Raw genomic sequence first — 21105 nt, 5'->3', positions numbered from 1 at the left:
AATTAATTATTATTTAATTTAATTTAATTTAATGATAATTAATTGGTTAGCGATGTATTTCTATGAGGGTAATAATATGGATAAGGTTTTTGTCAGTCCTAACAGATATGTACAAGGGAAAGATCTACTTACACGAGCAGATGCTTATATCAAACCTTTTGGTTCAAATTTTTTAATTTTAGCCGATAAAAATATTTGGAATATTGCCGCCAATTTACTTGCAGATTCATTACAAAAATCCGATTTAAACATTACAAAAGCCGTTTTTAATGGTGAATGTTCAATGGTTGAAATTAATCGATTACTTGAAGAGTATAAATCTCAAAAGTTTGATGCAATTATTGGTGTGGGTGGTGGTAAAACTTTAGATACAGCCAAGGCTCTAGCAGCTAAATATAACATACCAAAAATATGTGTACCGACGACCGCATCGACAGACGCGCCTACCGCTAAAGTTTCAGTTGTGTACACTCAAGAAGGTGTTTTTGATTTCTTATGGCACCATTATAAAAATCCAGATTTAGTATTAGTCGATACAAGAGTCATTGCTCATGCTCCTGTAAGATCATTAAAATCGGGGATTGCTGATGGTTTAGCAACTTGGGTTGAAGCAAGAACCTCTATTCGCATTTGTCATAAAACTGATGCTGGTGGGATTGCTACTATTGCAGGAGAAGCTATTGCAAGGGAATGCGAAAAGACGATTTTTAAATATGCATTATTAGCTGTTGAAGCTAATGAACAAAAATTAGTAACCCCAGCGTTAGAAGCTGTCGTTGAAGCGAATACTTTGTTAAGTGGCTTAGGATTTGAAAATGGAGGATTAGGTGCTGCCCATGCTATCCATAATGGCTTTACTGCGGTACCCGGTGATGTACATCATTTAACCCATGGTGAAAAAGTAGCTTATGGAACCATTGCTCAACTTGTTTTAGAAGGCCGTCCAATTGATGAACTTGAACGATATATTGATTTATATATTAAGTTAGGTTTACCAATTACATTGGAAGAGGTGCATTTAGATAAAATTAGCGAAGAGGAATTTCAACTAATTGGGAAAAAAGCAATTGATCCGGTTGAAACAATTCACAGTATGCCTTTTGAAGTTACCGCTGATGATGTTATTCAAGCTATTAAAGCGACCGATTATCATGTTAAAAGTTATAAAAAACGTTTAGGCATTAAATAAGATTAGAATAACACTTTATTCTTGAAATTTAAAAAATTCGAGAATGAAGTGTTTTTATATAACCTTTTTAAATTGTTCTAGGCAAGTTAGTTTATTAAATCAATGATAAGTGAAACTATTTTTATCTCTATGTTATTACACTCATTTATTCATATTTAAATTGGCTAACACTTTTGCCTGAAAATTATGTAACTATTTAAAGGATGAGTTATGAAAAAAATATACATAGGCACCAGTTGGAAAATGAATAAAACGCTTGCAGAAGCGTTATTATTTTGTGAACAATTTCGAACTTTTTACCCAGAAAACTTAAAACCTAAAATCCAACCTTTTGTTATTCCTCCATTTACTTGTGTTCGTGAAGTTTCAGATTATCTACTAAATAATAAAATTAATTGTTTAACTGGTGCCCAAAATATGCACTTTGAAGATTCGGGCGCTTTTACCGGTGAAATATCGCCTATCATGGTCAAAGATACAGGAGCAAAAATTGTTGAAATAGGGCATTCTGAACGTCGAGCTAATTTTGGTGAAAATGATATAACCATTAATAAAAAAGTGAAAGCTGCTTTGAAACATGGATTAACACCTTTAGTTTGTATTGGTGATAGTCATGAAGAAAAGTCTTTAGGTGTATCAGCTGAAACAGTGATTAAACAAATGAAAATAGCCTTATTTGAGATTGATAAACAGCACGCGACCCAAGTGATTATAGCTTATGAACCAATATGGGCGATAGGTGAAAATGGTATTGCTGCAACTCCAGAAGAGGCTCAATATATTCATCATCAGCTGCGAACAGCTTTAGTTGAACTCTATGGTCAACAGATCGCCAATCAAATGATACTTTTATATGGAGGCAGCGTAAATCTTGAAAATTCAACTTCATTAATCGCTCAACCAGATATTGATGGCTTATTTATTGGTCGTAGTGCATGGCAAGCTACAGGTTTTTGTAATATATTATCAGCAATTAATCAGCAAAATTAATGTTATGACAAAAGGCTAAAATAATGGATATATTTGAAGATAAGCAAGAAACAGAGCTACTTACCGAAATTGCTGTCGCTTACTATGAGTATGAGCAGACTCAAGAAGAGATTGCCAAGCGATTTGGTATTTCTCGCATTAAAGTCGGTCGGTTACTTAAAAAAGCAAGATCTGAAGGAATTGTAGAAATTAATGTTAAATATCATCCAATATTTAGTTCAAGAATCGAACAACAATTTATTAATAGTTTTGGTATAAAACGAGCGCTAATTGCTTTAGATCATCAAGATGAGGATGAACAACGCAGACAAGTAGCCGCACTTGTGACTAATTATTTATCGAGTGTTTTAAAAAAAGGTGTGACAGTGGCGGTTGGACAAGGTCGTAATGTTGCCGCGATTGCAAGTCATGTGGGTGTTTTTCCTGAAAAACAGTGTAAATTTATTTGCGGAATTGGTGGTACCCAAAGAGTTGGAGAAATTATTGATGCCGATCATATTAGCCGAAGTTTAGCTAGAAAATTTAATGCGAGCAGTGAAACGCTTTATGCGCCAGCCTATGTTGAAAATCGAGAGCTTAAAGAAGCTTTTATTCAAAATAGAGTCATCAAAGATACATTAGAACGAGCAGCCAAAGCAGATATTGCGTTAGTCGGTATTGGTGATATGAACGAAAATAGTTACATGGTGCAATTGGGGTGGTTTACTCCCCAAGAGATAACTCATGCAACTTTGAAGCAAGGTGTGGTAGGCGATATTGCGGGTTATGGTTTTTTTGATATCAATGGGGATCCCGTTGATACGGCTATGAATGATCGAGTAATTGGTCTTAGCATAGATGAACTCCGTAATATCCCGTGTGTTATTGCCATAGCTTCTGAAAATACTAAAGCAACAGCGATTTTAGGCGCGCTTCGCTCTGGTGTTATAGACATTATTGCAACCAGCGCATCAAATGCTCGAACGGTACTCAATTTACAACAAAATCAGATTAAATAATTGGCTGTAAAAAAGTTTGAGGTTAACTATACGTTTTAGTATAAAAAAGTGAAACATCCTAAATATTCAATAATAAATAGGTTATTAAAACGATGAACGTTTGTTAAATTAACAAAGAAAAATAAGTTAATAAAAATTCATGTTGTCATTAACAACTGATCATTAGCAAATAATAATTTTATAGATCTTGTATCTAATTTAAGTAGGATTGATTGGTGTATTCATTTTTATGGATGATTGATTAAAACATTGCTCTAATACATGGATAAATGTATTAGAGCATTTTATTTTAACACTAATATAATGATTTCAAGTCTAACTTATATAAATCAATTATACTAATTTATTTATTTTAAAGAGTTATAACAAACGCTTGATCACTTTATCTACGCGGATTCGGCTCAATCTTTTTATTAATTTATGAACGCGCTTCGGATAAAATTGACTCGCTTGAATCTGTTGAAAATGTGTAATTAATGTCGTTTTTTGGCGTATTGTATCAAGCTCATGGATGATTTGTTCCTGTAATTCTTGTTTAGGATCATGAATCAAAATACCATTTTCAAGGTCTAAACGCCATGCTCTTGGATTAAGATTGTTACCGGTAATTAACATCCATTCATTGTCAACCCAAACCCCTTTTAAATGATAGGTCTGATCATTATCTTTCCATAATCTGATAATTAACTGTTCCTTATCAACATATGACTGCAATCGTTCAATAAAGTTTCTTAAATAAATTTCATACAAATAAGGTAAACCGCCGGAAATATTGAATGGTTTGTCTTCAGGAATATAAAAGTCATTCGCTTCTTTATCACCAATAATAATTTCAACTTGTTTGCCCTTTCTAAGCAAACGAATAATGTCACGAACTAAGATATTTGGCAGATTAAAATAGGGCGTGCATAAAGTCACTTTTTGTTGTGCTGAATTAATTAAATGGTGAATGGTTTTATTTAATGAATTATTTCGACCTAAGCCTGCAATCGGTGATACGGATAATTCATTATTATTTGCATTATTGGTATATTGATAATTCGTTTCAGAAAGATGTTGACGTAATACTTTAATTTCGCCTTTAATTTGCTTGCGTGATTTATGTTCTGAAACATCTAAACGTTGCAAAGCGTCAGAAGGTAAAAAGTTATTATCGATATAATCAATCATGCTTTGTGCAAGTAATTTATTGGTAATAAGATGATATCTGTCATAACGATAATGATCGAGTTTATGCAGGTATACGTTATTCAGGCTAGCACCACTGTAAATAACTGTATCATCAATAATAAATCCTTTAAGATGTAAAACCCCAAGTACTTCACGACGATTAATTGGAACACCATATACCGGAACATCGACATCAGGATGCAGCAATTTCATTTGGTGATAAAAACGCGCATTGGTGTGCGTTTTATCTTCTCCAATTCGACCACGTTGTGCACGATGCCAATCTACAAAGACTTTAATATCTAAATTAGGATTGATTATTTTTGCTTGGTAAAGAGCATTAAGTATTTCTTGTCCAGCTTCGTCTTGTTCTAAATAGAGTGCAACAATATAAATTCGAAATTGGGCATTTTTGATTTTTTCAAGTAAAGCTTGCCTATATGCTTTAGGGTTATACAAAATACTATATTGATCTGCATTTTGCTGGATTTTTGCTAATTCATTAAGATGCTTTTGGTGATTATATTTAATAAAAGGTATTCTCATGATTCATATATTATTGTGACTGGTTCAAATTGTAGAATAACACACTTTAAGCCAGAAAATAACACTCCTTATATCATAGGCCTGAGCCAATATTGTTTATATAATTTTTCTTATTTAATTTAGTACATAAATATTATTTTTTTAAGATTGTTCATTAATCCATGTTTGAATGATTTTATACGTCAATGCCAATACCACTGGACCAATAAATAATCCCATTAAACCAAAGCTGAGTAAACCACCGATTACCCCAAATAAAATCAGTAAAAATGGTAAATCAGCCCCTTTTTTTATTAAATATGCACGCATTACACTATCAAGAGTGGTTAAAATAATTGCTACAACAATTAATATAATTCCTGAAAGAGTATGGCCATTCCAAAATTGCCAAATGATACAACCGAGCATGACAATGACAGGGCCGATTTGTGCAACACAGCAGATAAATAACACCAGTGTTAAAACGCCAGCTAGTGGCATTTTTGTTATAATAAAACTGATTCCACCAATTAGGGCTAGAGTGATTGCCGTTACTACCACGCCAAGTGCTACTGCACGAATTGATTGTCCTGCTAGTGTTACGGTAATGGCACCATATTGTTTAGATAAACGATTAGCAAATAAATAAACGTATTTGGTAATCATTTCACCTTTAAGGTAAAGTAATAAACTGAAAATGATCATGACACCAGCATGAAAGATGAATATACTGATGTTGGTTACTTGTGATAACAACCAACCTATTAGCGTTCCAATGTAAGGTTGAATACTGGAGATCAGGTCAGAACCATCCGTTTTAATGATATTTAGCCAATTTTGATGAAGTTCTGGTCCGAAAGTCGGGATACTTTCCAGCCAATCAAATGTAGGTAATTCATGATGTGATAAAGATTTGGCCCATTCAATGAGATGGTGACCATTTTGTGCAACACTGCTGATAATTAAAAGAAATGGAATAATACAGACAAGTGCTAAAATTAATGCCATTATTGTTAACGATAACCAGCGTTTATTAAACATTTTTTTCTGGATTTTTATCATTAATGGCCATGTCGCTATAACTACCATAACAGCCCAAAAAAAACCAAATAAGAAAGCTTCAACAACACGATAGGTAATAATGATTAGTAATCCTATCAGTAATAAGTTTAAAATTAACTTCAATAAATCATAGGTATTTTTTTCTGCTGGCATTTGTGCACCATTTTTATTAATCTAAATAGTGTTATTATACGCACTATCATTAAAAAATCATATGTTAGTGTAAATGATAAATCTTTGATGGAGAAACAAAAATGAGAAAATTATTGTTATTGGTGTTAATGAGTGTAGTGTTACCTGCATGTTCTACAACTCCAAAACTCACCAATTCAGTTCAAAATGCGAATGATACCGCACCATATCCGGATGCTATGGTTGGCTATACTCGCTATGCAATTCACCTTCCTTCATTAGCTGATGAAAATAAAGCGCGAGTTGAAATTTTAATTGGCAAAGAGATGAATGCTGATTGTAATACACGCAGTTTAGGTGGTCTCGTTAAGCAAGAAGAATTAAAAGGATGGGGTTACAACTATTATGTTGTTGATAAAGCAAATAATGATATTTCAACACTTATGGCTTGCCCTACTGGTACTAATAAAAATCAATTTGTTACTATGAATCATAATTTAGGATTATTAGATTATAATAGTCGTTTACCAATTGTGTTTTATGTACCAAATGATTTAACAGTTAAATATCGTGTTTGGCAAACAAACTCTAAATTACTTCAAGCGAGCGCTGAATAAAAAAGAAATTTAACTGTTAATTATCGGTGAAATAAGGATTGTTTGATTAAAATATAATCACTCAATCCTGAAACTTAAGATATTTGATTTTTTAAGTAGACATCTCAAAAAAAAAATGTATTTTATCCCTCGTAATACAAGGTTAGCTCTACATGTTCATTAGCTTTTTTAATGACTTGTGATTGCCTGATTATCTCGGTTTCGCCATATCATTCAATAACGAATAATGGCAAAATTTGGGGGTCCGTTGTTTTTTCACAATGGGCTTGTGTCTAACATGTAATATCCCTAACTAGAGGAGAAGTGGTGAGCATGTTTACTCAACGTAAAACAATTCTTTCAATCATAGCTGGTGTTTCACTAGCATTATCTCAATCTGCTATAGCTAAAGATCGCGTTGTGCATTTTTATAATTGGGCAGGTCAAATTGGTAATAGCACTATCAGCGATTTCGAAAAATCGACTGGAATCAAACTTGTTTATGATGTGTATGACTCTAATGAGGCTCTTGAAGGTAAGCTAATGGCTGGTCATTCTGGTTTCGATGTCGTTTCACCATCGGACAGTTTTTTAGAAAGACAAATTAAAGCTGATATTTATCTACCATTAGATAAAAGTAAATTGCCAAATTGGAAAAATCTTGATCCAAATTTAATGAAATTAATGGCTAACCATGATCCAGATAACAAGTATGCGATCCCTTATGTATGGATGACTACAGGTATCGGTTATAACATTGATAAAGTTAAAGAACGTCTAGGAGATAATGCTCCTGTTGATAGTTGGGATTTAGTTTTTAACCCTGAAAATATGGAAAAACTTAAAGATTGTGGTGTGGCATTTTTAGATGCTCCAACTGAAATCTTTTCAAGTGCTCTGAAATATTTAGGCAAAGATCCAAACAGTACAGATGCAAAAGATTATACTGGTGCAACTTATGAATTGTTGTCGAAAGTCAGACCATATATCCGTTATTTCCATTCATCTCAATATGTTACTGATTTAGCAAATGGTGATATTTGTGTGATTTTAGGATGGTCTGGAGACATTTTACAAGCTCGTGATAGAGCTAATGAAGCAAAAAATGGTGTGCACATTGGTTATCAAATCCCGAAAGAAGGCGCGTTAGTTTTCTTTGATACATTTGCTATTCCAAAAGATTCTGCAAATCCTGATGAAGCTTATGAGTTATTAAACTTCATTCTGAAACCAGAAATTGCTGCACAAGTGACTAATGATGTTAACTTTGCAAGTGCGAATAAAGTTGCAAACGATCAGTTTGTTAAACCAGAAGTGAAAAACGATCCTGCGGTTTATCCAAGACCGGAAGTAATGGAAAAGCTATTCACTTTAACAGTGAAAGAGCCAAAACTTGAACGTGTGATCACTCGCACATGGACAAAACTTAAAACGGGCAAATAACCGTTTGAAAAAGTCAAATAATTGACTTATTTATTCTAGACGGGGAGATTCAATAATCTTTCCGTCTCGTTTTTTATGGCTTGTTGTTATGAGGAAAAAAGCGTGAACGATAAAACAACAAATCAGGTACAGCCTAAAAAAAAGATGATAACTCCATTATTGGAGATCAAAAATTTAACGAAAGTTTTCAATGATGATTATTATGCTGTTGATGATGTAAATTTAACCATTTATACCGGAGAAATTTTTGCTTTATTAGGTGCTTCGGGTAGTGGTAAATCAACATTATTGCGGATGCTTGCTGGTTTTGAACAACCAACGTCTGGACAAATTATTCTCGATGGTAAGGATTTATCACAAGTCCCTCCTTATAATCGTCCTATAAATATGATGTTTCAATCGTATGCTCTTTTTCCTCACATGACGGTTGAGCAAAATATAGCTTTTGGTCTAAAACAAGACAGACTAGACAAGAGTGAAATTAAGCATCGTGTTGAAGAAATGTTAGCACTTGTGCACATGGAACAATTTGGTAAGCGCAAGCCACACCAATTATCAGGTGGTCAAAGACAACGTGTCGCATTGGCAAGAAGTTTAGCGAAAAGACCTAAATTACTCCTGTTGGACGAACCAATGGGGGCATTAGATAAACAACTGCGTGATCGAATGCAGCTTGAAGTCGTTAGTATTTTAGAGCAGGTTGGCGCTACATGTGTAATGGTTACTCATGATCAAGAAGAAGCCATGACAATGGCAGGGCGTATTGCAATTATGAATAAAGGACAATTTGTTCAAATTGGTGAGCCTGAAGAAATCTATGAACATCCAAATAGTCGTTATAGTGCTGAATTTATTGGCTCGGTTAATGTATTTGACGGTATTTTGCAAGAAACATTAGAAGATGGCTTAATCATCAGTTGCCCTATGATTAAACAACCTTTAAAAGTGGATTACGATTCACCTGCTGTTGAAGGTGTTCCAATTCAGGTTGCCTTACGACCAGAAAAAATTAAACTTTGTGATGAAATACCAAAAGAAGGCTACAATTTTGCAACCGGTGAAGTGGTTGAAATAGCCTATTTAGGTGATCTCTCTATTTATCACGTTAAATTGGAAAGTGGACAAATTATTATTGCTCAACTACAAAACGAACATCGCTATCGTAAAGGTATGCCAACTTGGGGCGATGTCATTAACCTCAGTTGGGAAATTGATAGTTGCGTTGTACTTACTGAATAAACACAAGAGGATATATTGATGCGATCCATTTATTGTGGTTTGTTTCTAAATGCATTGGTGTTACTCAATGTTTATTTACGTTTTGTAACGACAAATGCATTTGACAATTTGTTTTTAGATGCGTTATTTACCTCTATGGTATTAAGTCTACTATTATCTTGTTTAGGTGCATATTTGGTGCATTATAAACCCTCTAAATTCGCTTACCGTTTAATTATAGCGGGCAGTATTTTATATATACCTGCCGGGTTGGGTTTAGTTGCGATTTATTTTGCATTCAAAAAAATGCGTCAACAACGAGATGATTCTGACTTAATGACATTGTACGGGCGTCTATTAGTGATAGCGATTCCTTATTTATGGATGCTATTGCTATTTTTATTGCCGTTTTTGATTGTTTTTCGTATCAGTTTTTCGGAAGCTGCTATAGCAGTACCTCCTTATACTGATCTGTTGAGTTATGAAGATGGTCTACTTAATATTGTTTTAAATTTTGGTAATTATTTCAATTTATTTGAAGATACTATCTATATCGATTCTTATTTACAATCATTAAAAGTCGCAGCTATCTCAACACTGTTATGCATTTTAATTGGTTATCCGTTAGCTTGGGCTATATCACAGTGTAAACCATCGAGTCGAAATATTTTATTATTGTTGATTATTTTGCCTTCTTGGACTTCATTTTTAATTCGTGTTTATGCTTGGATTGGTATTTTAAATCCTAATGGACTTTTAAATAATTTCTTAATGTGGTTGGGGGTAATTGATCAACCTTTAATAATTATGAAAACCTATTTAGCGGTTTATATTGGTATTGTCTATTCTTATCTACCATTTGTTGTATTGCCAATTTATACATCGTTAAGCAAAGTCGATACCACACTTATTGAAGCAGCTTTAGATTTAGGTTGTAAGCCAATTAAAACTTTCTTTAACATTATTGTACCATTAACCAAAAATGGGGTTATCGCTGGTGGAATGTTGGTCTTTATTCCTGCGGTAGGGGAATATGTAATACCTGAACTGTTAGGTCCATCGGATAGTTTAATGATTGGTACACAGCTATGGGCTGAATTCTTTAATAATCATGATTGGCCAGCAGCTTCCGCCGTTGCAACCGTGATGTTATTGATATTAATTGTCCCTATTTATTACTTTAATAAATTTCAGAACCGACAATTGGGAGGTAAATAAATGAATAATTTACCATTAATTATGCGATCTGCATTGATTGTTTTTATCTCCTCATTTTTAGGTTCATTAGTGCTGTCGATTTTAATTTCGGCATCAGGCTTTGCTTTATTGGGCAGTATTAACTTATATGTGGGATGTTTGATATTTAGCCTTATTTTGACTGGTCTTGTAACAATATCGCTATTAGTTCGATGTTTAAAAGGATTAATTATTTTATTATGTTTATCCTTTTTATATATCCCTATGATTATTTTAATCGTTTATTCGTTCAATAGTTCAAGACTTGTTACAGTTTGGGCTGAATTTTCGACCAAATGGTATTTTGAATTGGTTCATAATCAAGCGTTACTTAAAGCGGTAGGATTAAGTTTGAGTATTGCTGCAGGGGCTGCTTCGTTGGCAATAGTACTTGGTACTTTAGCTGCTTTTGCCATTATTCGTTTTAAACGATTCCGTGGCTCTAATTTATTCTCTTTTATGACAACCGCACCGCTTGTTATGCCTGATGTAATAACTGGTCTAGCATTATTATTACTATTTGTTGGAATGGGGCAAGTGCTTGGTTGGCCTAAGGAACGAGGAGCAATGACCATTTGGATGGCTCATGCAACGTTTTGTACTGCATATGTGACCGTTGTTATTAGTGCTAGATTACGAGAGTTGGATAAGTCAATTGAAGAAGCCGCATTAGATTTGGGCGCAAATCCATTAAAGGTATTTTTCATTATCACCTTACCTATGATTGCCCCAGCTCTTGTTTCTGGTTGGTTATTGGCATTTACTTTATCGCTTGATGATGTGGTTATCGCGAATTTTGTGACGGGACCAGGTGCAATGACGTTACCGAAACTTATATTTTCGAAAGTACGTTTAGGTGTGGATCCACAAGTTAATGCGTTAGCAACGATTATATTGTTAATTGTGGGTATTATTGGTTTCATTTCATGGCTTTGGATGCGACGTGCTGAAAAACGACATTTACGTGAAATTCGTATGAGCTAATTACCTTATTTATATCAAAGATTGCCGCATGATGCGGCAATTTTTTTAACCTTATAAAATATCCGTGTGTTTTTTCCTATTTTATATTATAGTGTTGGCGGTCAGTTCGCTGACAAAATTCTCAGGGCGGGGTGTAATTCCCCACCGGTGGTTATAGCCCACGAGCGCTTAATAAATTTCAATTTTATTGAGGACAAGCAGATTTGGTGAGATTCCAAAGCCGACAGTTAAAGTCTGGATGAAAGAGAGTGGCTTATCTTTTCTATATTTGCTTTATAGCAAAATCACTATGGTCAAGCACTTGCCCTGATTCTGGTATTTAATATATTTATAACTTAACTAATTTAACTTTGCTTTTGGCAATTATTGTAGATGTAAACTTATTTTAATTAATTAGATGAAATATTAGTTTGGATTAGGTTTATTTTAGTTAAGAATAAATATAATTAACTTAATAAAACAGGATAGGTATCTACCATGAATCAGTTTAATTTAAATGAATTTGGAACATCAATTGAGCGAGTAAAAAAAGCTATTGCTTCAATTAAGGCAGGATCTGGGGTATTAGTTTTAGATGATGAAGATCGCGAAAACGAAGGCGATGTCATTTGGGCGGCAGAAACAATTACAACTCAACAAATGGCACTAACTATTCGATATGGAAGTGGTATCGTTTGCCTATGTATGCCACAATCTTTTTGTGACAAATTAGAATTGCCTATGATGGTCGCCAATAATACCAGTAAAAATCATACTGCTTTTACCATTACAATTGAAGCCGCTAAAGGTGTTACTACTGGAGTATCTGCAGCAGATAGAGTAACGACTGTAAAAGCCGCCGTTGCTGATAATGCGAAACCTAGTGACTTAAACCATCCTGGTCATGTATTTCCATTAGTTGCTAAAGAGGGCGGTGTTTTGAATCGCCGAGGGCATACTGAAGCATCAGTTGATTTGGTTTCATTAGCAGGTTTTAAACCAGCTGCTGTAATTTGTGAGTTAACTAATGATGATGGAACGATGGCAAGGGCACCGCAAGTTGTCGAATTTGCCAAACAGCATCATTTACCCGTTGTCACAATTGAAGATATTGTTGCTTATCGGAACACTTTTTCAGTCTAAACATAAGGATGTAAACTGTCGAATTAACCATTCGGCAGTGGCATTATTTTATTAAGTTTATTATTGAATAAATTAGATGTGTTCATTAATTTTGTTTCAGCAAGCTATGATTGTTTAGGATAAACTATGCCACGTTTTATTCTGTTATATATAATAATGCTTTTGGTCATAACAGGTTGCCAATCAAAATCCATTTCTACAAACAACGTGGTTATTCCTAATGCTCAGACTGAAATATTTCATTCAACGGCAAGTGGTGATTATAAAGTTTCTATTTACACTCCTAATAAACCTACACCGAAAGGTGGTTGGTCAATTATTTATCTTCTTGATGGTGACAATTATTTTTTAACAGCAAATGACATTATTAAAAGCCAAGCTTGTGAGCGTTGCATTCTTCAAGAAGGTATAATTGTCGCAATTGACTATCTTAATCAAACACGTCGTGATTTTGATTTTTTACCTAAACCAGATCATTTTGTTTTTGAGACCTTACCGAATAATCAAATTAATTTATCGGGTAAATATGGTGGAGCAGATGCGTTTTATGATTTTTTAACAAAAGAACTTAAACCTGAAATGGAAAAACGCTATAAGATTAATTTAAAACAGCAAGCTATTTTTGGACATTCATACGGTGGATTATTTAATTTATATATTTTTTTAACAAAACCAGTGATTTTTAATACCTATGTGGTATCGAGTCCATCTATGTGGTTTAGCGATGGATATATGTTTAAAGTATTATCGAAATACTTATTAGATAATCAGCCACCACTCATTAATCCCGTCAATTTACTTATCTCTGTAGGGGGAGCTGAACAATCTTTACTTCCTTTTGATAGCAAGTTACCCAAAGAAAAGCAGAATCTCTTATTAAAGCATCGGCAAAATCGTAAAATGGTGGATAATTCGAAACATCTATTTGATCAATTAAAACAAGCTAAGATTCATAACTTAAATTTAAGTTACAAAGTTTACCCGCAACAATCCCATAAAACAGCTGCGATTATAGCATTACAAGATAGCATTCAAATAAATTTTAACGTTCATTAACCAGTATTTGGGCAAATAGTTATTAATCAACTTGAATATATGATAGTTTGATTTATATTACTTCCACTTAATAATGATAATCATTATTGAAAAATAATATTAGGGATAATATATGCGTTCAAAATATAAATCGACTTGTTTTATTGCCACACTTGTTAGTCTTGCAAGTCATAATGCTAATGCTGAGATCACAAATTCATTAACTCATAAAGCGAGTGATTCAGATGATGTTATGGTTGTGACAGCAGCAGAGCAAACTAAACAAGCATTGGGTGTTTCGGTTATCAGCCAAAAAGATCTGAGCAAAATGCCGCCCAAAAACGATATTTCTGAAATTATTCGTACTATGCCAGGTGTCAGTTTGACGGGTAATTCAACAAGTGGTCAACGTGGTAATAATCGACAAATTGATATTCGAGGAATGGGGCCTGAAAATACGCTCATTTTAGTTGATGGAAAACCAGTAAAAAGTCGTATGTCTGTTCGATATGGTTGGCGCGGTGAGCGAGACACAAGAGGCGATACGAATTGGATACCTGCAGATATTATTGAAAGAATTGACGTGCTTCGTGGTCCAGCAGCCGCACGTTATGGTGATGGTGCGGCTGGAGGTGTAGTAAATATTATAACTAAACAACCCGCTAAAGAGTGGCATGGATCTTTAAATAGTTATATTAATGTACCATCTCACAGTGAGGAAGGTTCAACAAAAAGGACTAACTTTTTATTAACAGGTGGATTAACCGATAATCTAAGTGTGCGCCTATACGGCAATATCAATAAAACCGATGCTGATGAATGGGATATAAACAAAAAACATCAAATTAATCCGAATTCGGTCAGTGCAGGACGGGAGGGGGTGCGCAATAAAGATCTCAATGGCCTATTGCGGTGGGATATTACTGATAAACAATCAATTGAATTTGAAACTAGCATTAGCCGACAAGGAAATATTTATGCTGGAGATACACAAAATAATAATCCTAATCAATTGGTGAGTCGTTTTTATAATGATGAAACTAACAAAATGATTCGTCAAAATTATTCAATAACTCATCAAGCATATTGGGACAATGGCTTAAATACAATATCTTATATTCAATTTGAAAAAACACATAATACCCGTTTAAATGAAGGTTTAGCTGGTGGAACTGAAGGTCGATTTGATAAAGATAGTTTTTCTACCATCAAATATAATAATGTTACTTTACATAATGAGACCAGCTTCCCATTAACTATGGTGATCCCCCAAACTATGACTGTTGGTGGTGAGTATAATCATCAAAAAATGAAAGATCCAACCTCAAATAATCAATCCGTTGAAGAAGGAGGAAGCATATCTTGGATCAAAGATAAAATGCGTAGTGAAAACTCCTCAGCTAATCTTTGGGGTGTGTTTATCGAAGATAACATTGAACTGACACAAACTACCATGCTTACACCTACATTACGATATAATCATCAAAGTAAATCAGGTGGTAACTGGAGTCCAAGTTTGAACTTATCCCAAGAATTAGGCGACTATTTCAGTTTAAAACTTGGTATTGCTAGAGCTTATAAAGCACCTAACCTATATCAAACTAACCCAAACTATCTTCTTTATAGTCGTGGACAAGGTTGTCATGGTGCGGGTGGCAGTTGTTATTTAATTGGTAACAAAAATTTAAAAGCGGAAACAAGCGTGAATAAAGAAATTGGGCTTGAGTTTCATAATAATGACGGATTAATTGCTGGCATAACTTATTTCCGTAATGACTATCATGATAAAATTGATTCTGGCACAAAAGTGGTTGGTCATGCACAAGGTGGAAAAAATAAATTTAGTAATTCAAATATCTTTCAATGGCAAAATGTGCCTAAATCTGTTGTAGAGGGATTGGAAGGCAGCTTGACGATTCCCGTTACTTCAACAGTCAACTTTCGAAATAACCTAACTTGGATGTTGCAGTCAAAAAATAAAAAGACTGGCGATTATTTATCAATAATACCAAAATATACTTTGAATTCATCAATAGATTGGCAAACAACCGATAAATTGTCGTTGTTAACTAAGGTCACTTGGTTTGGTAAACAAAAACCGAAAAAATATGATTATCTTGGGGATGAGGCTACGGATAGTGCAACTCACCAACTTAGTCCTTATGCTATTTTAAATTTTAGTGGGCAATATCAATTTAATAAAAACTTTACGTTAACGGCTGGAATAGATAATGTGTTTAATAAGCGCTTATTCCGAGAGGGTAATTCCACAACGTTAAAAAATCCTGTAAATGGTATCGTAACCGTTAAGGGAGCAGGAGCAGCAACATACAATGAACCAGGTCGAACATTTTTTGTAAGTACTAAACTTTCATTCTAGATCTATCAATTAAATAAAATCGCCAAACTAACTATTAAATTAATTAAGTTTGGCGATTATTTAGTTGCTTTATGTCATTTATCGTTCTCATCATTAACTATAATTGTATCTGTAAAAGTGTGATACATTGAATAATAACAGTTTTATTCTTGATTTTTGTCTTTCTTCATTATAGAATATCTTATACATTTGATAAATAAGGATAAAATTTTTTTAAGTCTTTTAGAAACGATAGATGTTTTAATATCATACTAATTTTAAAAATCTAATTAGCATTCAATTAAGTTGTTTCTTTGTAAATAATATTTAAGTTCTTTTGGTGGCAAATACTTTGTTTGCGAACCATCTATAGTTTTGTCGATGCTTATTGGCAAAATAGCAGAATCAGCATATTTAACATGTGAATTGCATTAAAAAAATAGATTGTAACAAAATAGATAGTAATAAAAACGGGGTAACTATGTTTAGCGCGAATAAAGAGTGGGCATTTGTGATACTGACCTGCTTTTTTGAATTGTGTTGGGTATTTGGTTTTACCACTGCCAGCCAGTGGTGGCATTGGGTTATTATTATACTCATAATTATTGTTGATTTTACGTTTTTAACGAACGCATGCAAGACAATTCCTACGGGTACTGTGTATGCAATATTTTCTGGTGTCGGAGCGATTGGTTCACTCGTTATTGATATGGTCGTGTTTGGTAAAGAAATCAAACTTATTGAAATATTGTTTGTTGCATTAATAATTATTGGCGTTGTGCAACTTAAACGAGCAGATAGTTGATCAACTGAAATTTGGATTACAGTATGGGATGGTTATTTATTTTAACAGCTGCAATTTTTGAAGTTATTGGCGCTATTGGCCTTAAGCTTTATTCGCAACAAAAAAGTGTATTTCGGTTAACACTGTATTGGGGTGGTTTTTTTGTTTCGTTTACCTTGTTTTATTTTTCACTTCAATATTTGGATTTAAGCATAGTTTATCCTGTGTGGGTTGGGCTTGGTACGTCAGGTGCGGTGTTGGCTAATATGTTTATTTTTAATGAACCAAAAAATCTTCCTCGCTTATTAGGAATTACTTTTATTATTATTGGTATTGTAGGATTACACGCGACAATGTAATTCAATATATAGTTAAAAAATCAGATATAGAGTTAAAAAAGCGTTATTTGTTTCGTTTATTTGATTTTCTAAATAAAAAAAGACCGGAGATGAACTCCGGTTAAGCAAAGTGTAAGCTAAAAGGATGTATGAATAAAAGAGAAAAACAGTGTATTGTACTAAATTTCGTTACCATGTTGTTTTAGGTAGCTAGCAACACCATTAGGGTTAGCCTGCATACCTTGTTTACCTTTAGTCCATTGAGCAGGACAAACTTCGCCGTGTTCTTCATGGAATTGGAAAGCATCAACAATACGGATCATCTCGTCAATATTACGACCGATTGGTAAATCATTGATTGTTTCATGACGTACAACACCTGATTTATCAATAAAAAATGATGCACGAAGAGCAACACCAGCTTCAGGATGTTCAACGCCGTAGGCTTGCATAATAGAGTGTTTTATATCTGCAACAATTGGGAATTTAACTTCACCAATACCACCTTTATCTTGTGGAGTATTACGCCATGCATTATGTACATATTGTGAATCCATAGAAACCCCAATAATCTCAACGCCGCGTTTTTTAAATTCTTCTAAACGATGATCGAAAGCGATAATTTCTGATGGACATACAAATGTAAAATCCATTGGCCAAAAGAATACAACAGCATATTTACCATTAATGTGTTTAGCTAAATTGAAATCTTCAACGATTTCTCCTGAGCCTAACACCGCTGCTGATGTAAAATCTGGGGCTTTACGAGTGACTAAAGTCATTATGGTTCTCCTAACTATTTAATGCTTTTTAATATGTGGGACATTATAACAATTTAAACTTACACTCCAAGTTGTTATAAACAATTGATACCATAAGTTTAAACTATTAACTGATAAATTATTATTCGGTAGTACTTATTAATTTCTTTGGTTTACCTTTATTTTTGGTATCGCGATGGCGCAGTTTGACTTTTTTCTTTTTGTTATCTTCTTTTTTGGTAGCACTTTTTAATTTCGCTTTTTGTGAAGGTTTTTTCTTAGTTGCCGGTTTTGGAGCCTTCGTTTTTGGGCGTAACTCATCAATAGTTCGTAACTTTATTGGTTCTTTGATGTAGCGTTCAATTTTTTGTAACAATTCGTTGTCATGAGCCTCGACCAATATAATAGCGGTCCCTTTTTTCCCTGCACGTGCAGTACGACCAATACGATGCAAGTAAACATCGGCGGTTTTAGGAGCATCAAAATTAATAACATGGGTAATATCATCAATATCAATGCCACGAGCCGCAACATCAGTTGCAACCAGGACATTAACGGTATTGTTGTTCATTCTTTTAATTGCTTCGTTACGTTTAGCTTGTACCATTTCACCTTCTAAATAACAGCTTTGGATACCGGCCTGATGTAATAAGCTAACCAATTCATGTACACGTTCACGCTTACGTACAAAAACGATTGTCTTTTTCAAATCTTCTTGCTTTAATAAATGTATCAGTAAGGCTACTTTATGCTCTAAATTGTCAGCGCGATAATAGAATTGTAGAATCTTTTTACGTTCTTTTCGTGAAGGATCTGCATTAATTTCAATGGGTTTATTTAATATACGATTAGCAAAATTATGTAATCCTTCACCTTCTAGCGTTGCAGAAAACAGTAGTGTTTGTTTGCGCCAGCGAGTTTCTGCTGATATGGTTTCGACATCTTGGGAAAAACCCATATCTAACATACGGTCTGCTTCATCTAAAATAAGCATTTCAACAGCTCGACAATCAAAATTTTCTTCTTTAATGTATTGTAATAACCGTCCAGTTGTCGCAATCACAATATCTTGATTTTTACTGAATACTTCAGCATGATTCATATAAGCAACGCCTCCGGTTATTGTGGCTATGCTTAAATGAGTGGATTGCGTTAATAGCTTAGCTTGCTCAGCTATTTGCATCGCTAACTCTCGAGTAGGTGTTAAAACCAAAATACGAGGCGGTCCTGGTTTGCGACGTGGAAAATCCAATAAATGTTGCACAGCAGGAATTAAGAAAGCAAGTGTCTTACCCGTACCCGTTGGCGCCGACCCTAAAATATCTTTGCCATCTAATGCGACAGGTATTGTTTGAGTTTGGATTACTGTTGGCGTGTGGATGTTTTGTGCTTGTAGATTTTGAATTAAAATCTCATCTAATTCTAAATCTGAAAAAGTTTTTGCAGTCATATTGATCATTCTATCTTAAATTTTGAGACACATTATAACGGCAATCGTTATAACTACAATCAATAAAACGTAGTGAATAACTAACATCAATATTCATTTTTGTTCATTTTATAGTATATCAATTAAGATAATTAAATACTTTGTAAAAAATTTTGAGGTTAAGTATACGTTTAAGTATAAAAGTTCAAGAATGATTGATTCATTAACTCTTATCAATGCTTGTAACAGAATCTTTATTTATATTACACTTTGCCTTTGTGTTAAGATATCAAACTGAATTTTATGACATTAGGTAAAAAAAAGGGATTAAAACTCAATATTTACTTAATAATTTAATATAATCTTGTTGTTATTTTATAATAGACAATATTTCTTTTAACAATTTACAAAATCACCCATTACAGAATATGACTGAAATTTTTTCGAACGATAAATATAATCTTCAACTTGAAAATAAAATAACCCATTTAAAAACAATTTTTAGTGATTTCTCACTTCCAGAATTGCAAGTTTATAGTTCCCCTATCAGTCATTACCGTATGCGAGCTGAGTTTAGAATATGGCATGATGGTGAAGATATCTACCATATTATGTATGATAAAAAAACGAAAAAGCGTACGCGAATTGATGATTTCCCGATTGTAACGAAATTGATTAATCAAGCAATGAAAGCTATTTTACCACTGCTTAAGCACAATCAATTATTACGTCATTTATTGTTTCAGATAGATTATTTTTCAACACTGAGTGGTCAATTACTCATTACACTTTTGTATCATAAAAAGTTAGATGATAATTGGATTGCTGAGGCAAATAGACTTAAGCAACAACTTGCCAAGCAGGGGATCGATGCTAATATCGTTGGGCGAGCAAGTAATCAAAAAATTGCTATTGATGTCGATTATGTTGATGAGGCCTTACCAGTATTAGATAAAACCTTTATTTATCGTCAAGTTGAAAATAGCTTTACTCAACCCAACGCCACAGTCAATATCAAAATGCTTGAGTGGGCTATTGAAGTTACCAAAGGTTTATCTGGTGATCTACTTGAATTTTATTGTGGCAATGGTAATTTTTCTATCGCTTTGGCTCAAAACTTTCGTAAAGTATTAGCGACAGAAATAGCGAAAGCGTCTGTATATTCAGCGCAATACAATATTGCAGTAAATGAGATTGATAATTTAATTATTGCACGTCTATCCGCAGCTGAGTTTACCAGTGCCATTAAAAAAGAACGTGAATTTAATCGATTAAAGGATATCAATCTTGATGATTATCAATGCCAAACTGTACTAGTTGATCCTCCTCGTGCAGGAATAGATACTGACACAATTAATATTCTTAAAAGTTACAATACTATTATTTATATATCGTGCAATCCTCTTTCTTTACGGGATAATTTACAGCAATTGTTAGAAACTCATAATATTAAGCATTTTGCTATGTTTGACCAGTTTCCTTATACGGATCATATTGAATGTGGTGTTGTGTTGCATAAAAAATAGATATATTCATATCCAAGGATGGTTAATTTTGTTAGAATAAATAGACTTAATACTAAGATAATTAGTACTTCATTGGTTAATGGCTACTGTCAAAATTGTTTTTGATAAAAAAAAACCCTAGGTAAACTAGGGCTGCATTAAATTGCAAGGAATGGATGAAAGGAAATAAAACAATGAAACAATAATGTCTAGCCTCATGAATCATTGT

At 33.7% G+C, this 21105-nt stretch carries 17 protein-coding genes, 1 pseudogene and 1 riboswitch; of the genes and pseudogenes, 14 read left to right on the top strand and 4 right to left on the bottom strand.

The genetic code is table 11. The annotated features are described in order from the left end of the window. Positions 1-76 precede the first annotated feature (76 nt). From A9G17_RS01975 to A9G17_RS01965, 3 genes are all read left to right on the top strand, one after another. On the top strand, positions 77-1189 hold the full coding sequence (locus A9G17_RS01975; protein WP_065737258.1) for a glycerol dehydrogenase: 1113 nt from the start codon (positions 77-79) through the stop codon (positions 1187-1189). Positions 1190-1399: 210 nt separating this feature from the next. Beyond that, a complete protein-coding gene (locus A9G17_RS01970) occupies positions 1400-2179 on the top strand; it encodes a triose-phosphate isomerase (protein WP_065737257.1) in 780 nt (259 codons plus the stop codon). 23 nt (positions 2180-2202) lie between these two features. Then, positions 2203-3177 carry a sugar-binding transcriptional regulator gene (locus A9G17_RS01965; protein WP_065737256.1) on the top strand — a complete coding sequence of 325 codons (975 nt, stop codon included), beginning with the start codon at positions 2203-2205 and terminating at the stop codon, positions 3175-3177. Between the two features lie 360 nt (positions 3178-3537). Here A9G17_RS01965 and pssA read toward each other — a convergent pair whose 3' ends face one another. Both pssA and ydiK read right to left on the bottom strand, forming a co-directional pair. Continuing rightward, on the bottom strand, positions 3538-4893 hold the full coding sequence (gene pssA / locus A9G17_RS01960; RefSeq protein WP_065737255.1) for a CDP-diacylglycerol--serine O-phosphatidyltransferase: 1356 nt from the start codon (positions 4891-4893) through the stop codon (positions 3538-3540). 141 nt (positions 4894-5034) lie between these two features. Continuing rightward, a complete protein-coding gene (ydiK, locus tag A9G17_RS01955) occupies positions 5035-6087 on the bottom strand; it encodes an AI-2E family transporter YdiK (RefSeq protein WP_065737254.1) in 1053 nt (350 codons plus the stop codon). 101 nt (positions 6088-6188) lie between these two features. Between ydiK and eco the strand changes: the two genes are divergently transcribed. The 10 genes and pseudogenes from eco to A9G17_RS01905 all read left to right on the top strand — a co-directional run bounded on the left by eco (position 6189) and on the right by A9G17_RS01905 (position 17202). Continuing rightward, positions 6189-6683 (top strand): serine protease inhibitor ecotin, encoded by a 495-nt coding sequence (eco, locus tag A9G17_RS01950; RefSeq protein ID WP_065737253.1) that lies wholly within the window; start codon positions 6189-6191, stop codon positions 6681-6683. A 312-nt stretch (positions 6684-6995) separates the two neighbouring features. After that, positions 6996-8105 carry an extracellular solute-binding protein gene (locus tag A9G17_RS01945; protein WP_065737252.1) on the top strand — a complete coding sequence of 370 codons (1110 nt, stop codon included), beginning with the start codon at positions 6996-6998 and terminating at the stop codon, positions 8103-8105. A gap of 144 nt (positions 8106-8249) precedes the next feature. Further along, positions 8250-9344: a putrescine ABC transporter ATP-binding subunit PotG gene (gene potG / locus A9G17_RS01940; RefSeq protein ID WP_065739062.1), complete on the top strand. Its 1095-nt coding sequence runs from the start codon at positions 8250-8252 to the stop codon at positions 9342-9344. Between the two features lie 327 nt (positions 9345-9671). Continuing rightward, a pseudogene (gene potH / locus A9G17_RS01935) lies at positions 9672-10541 on the top strand (putrescine ABC transporter permease PotH); the annotation flags it as partial. 243 nt (positions 10542-10784) lie between these two features. After that, positions 10785-11543, top strand: coding sequence for an ABC transporter permease subunit (locus A9G17_RS01930; RefSeq protein WP_141677602.1), 759 nt, complete (start codon positions 10785-10787; stop codon positions 11541-11543). Positions 11544-11656: 113 nt separating this feature from the next. Beyond that, positions 11657-11797: riboswitch (FMN riboswitch) on the top strand. Positions 11798-12020: 223 nt separating this feature from the next. Continuing rightward, complete coding sequence (ribB, locus tag A9G17_RS01925) at positions 12021-12665, top strand: 3,4-dihydroxy-2-butanone-4-phosphate synthase (protein ID WP_065737251.1); 645 nt, start codon at positions 12021-12023, stop codon at positions 12663-12665. Positions 12666-12791: 126 nt separating this feature from the next. Beyond that, positions 12792-13721 (top strand): alpha/beta hydrolase, encoded by a 930-nt coding sequence (locus tag A9G17_RS01920; RefSeq protein WP_065737250.1) that lies wholly within the window; start codon positions 12792-12794, stop codon positions 13719-13721. 112 nt (positions 13722-13833) lie between these two features. Further along, positions 13834-16080: a TonB-dependent siderophore receptor gene (locus A9G17_RS01915; protein ID WP_065737249.1), complete on the top strand. Its 2247-nt coding sequence runs from the start codon at positions 13834-13836 to the stop codon at positions 16078-16080. A 460-nt stretch (positions 16081-16540) separates the two neighbouring features. Beyond that, positions 16541-16864, top strand: coding sequence for a DMT family transporter (locus A9G17_RS01910; protein ID WP_065737248.1), 324 nt, complete (start codon positions 16541-16543; stop codon positions 16862-16864). A gap of 23 nt (positions 16865-16887) precedes the next feature. Further along, a complete protein-coding gene (locus A9G17_RS01905) occupies positions 16888-17202 on the top strand; it encodes a DMT family transporter (protein ID WP_065737247.1) in 315 nt (104 codons plus the stop codon). A gap of 158 nt (positions 17203-17360) precedes the next feature. On the opposite strand, the gene A9G17_RS01900 is transcribed toward A9G17_RS01905, so the two are convergent. Both A9G17_RS01900 and srmB read right to left on the bottom strand, forming a co-directional pair. Next, complete coding sequence (locus A9G17_RS01900; RefSeq protein WP_039127151.1) at positions 17361-17963, bottom strand: peroxiredoxin C; 603 nt, start codon at positions 17961-17963, stop codon at positions 17361-17363. 121 nt (positions 17964-18084) lie between these two features. Continuing rightward, on the bottom strand, positions 18085-19392 hold the full coding sequence (gene srmB, locus A9G17_RS01895; protein ID WP_065737246.1) for an ATP-dependent RNA helicase SrmB: 1308 nt from the start codon (positions 19390-19392) through the stop codon (positions 18085-18087). A 407-nt stretch (positions 19393-19799) separates the two neighbouring features. Between srmB and trmA the strand changes: the two genes are divergently transcribed. Beyond that, on the top strand, positions 19800-20897 hold the full coding sequence (trmA, locus tag A9G17_RS01890) for a tRNA (uridine(54)-C5)-methyltransferase TrmA (protein ID WP_065737245.1): 1098 nt from the start codon (positions 19800-19802) through the stop codon (positions 20895-20897). Positions 20898-21105 lie beyond the last annotated feature (208 nt).

Origin of the sequence: Gilliamella sp. wkB7 (assembly GCF_001693435.1) — a bacterium.
GTDB classification, from domain to species: Bacteria; Pseudomonadota; Gammaproteobacteria; order Enterobacterales; family Orbaceae; genus Gilliamella; species Gilliamella apicola_N.
The sequence above is the reverse complement of the archived record's forward strand: the minus strand, read 5'-3'. Positions and strand labels throughout refer to the sequence as shown.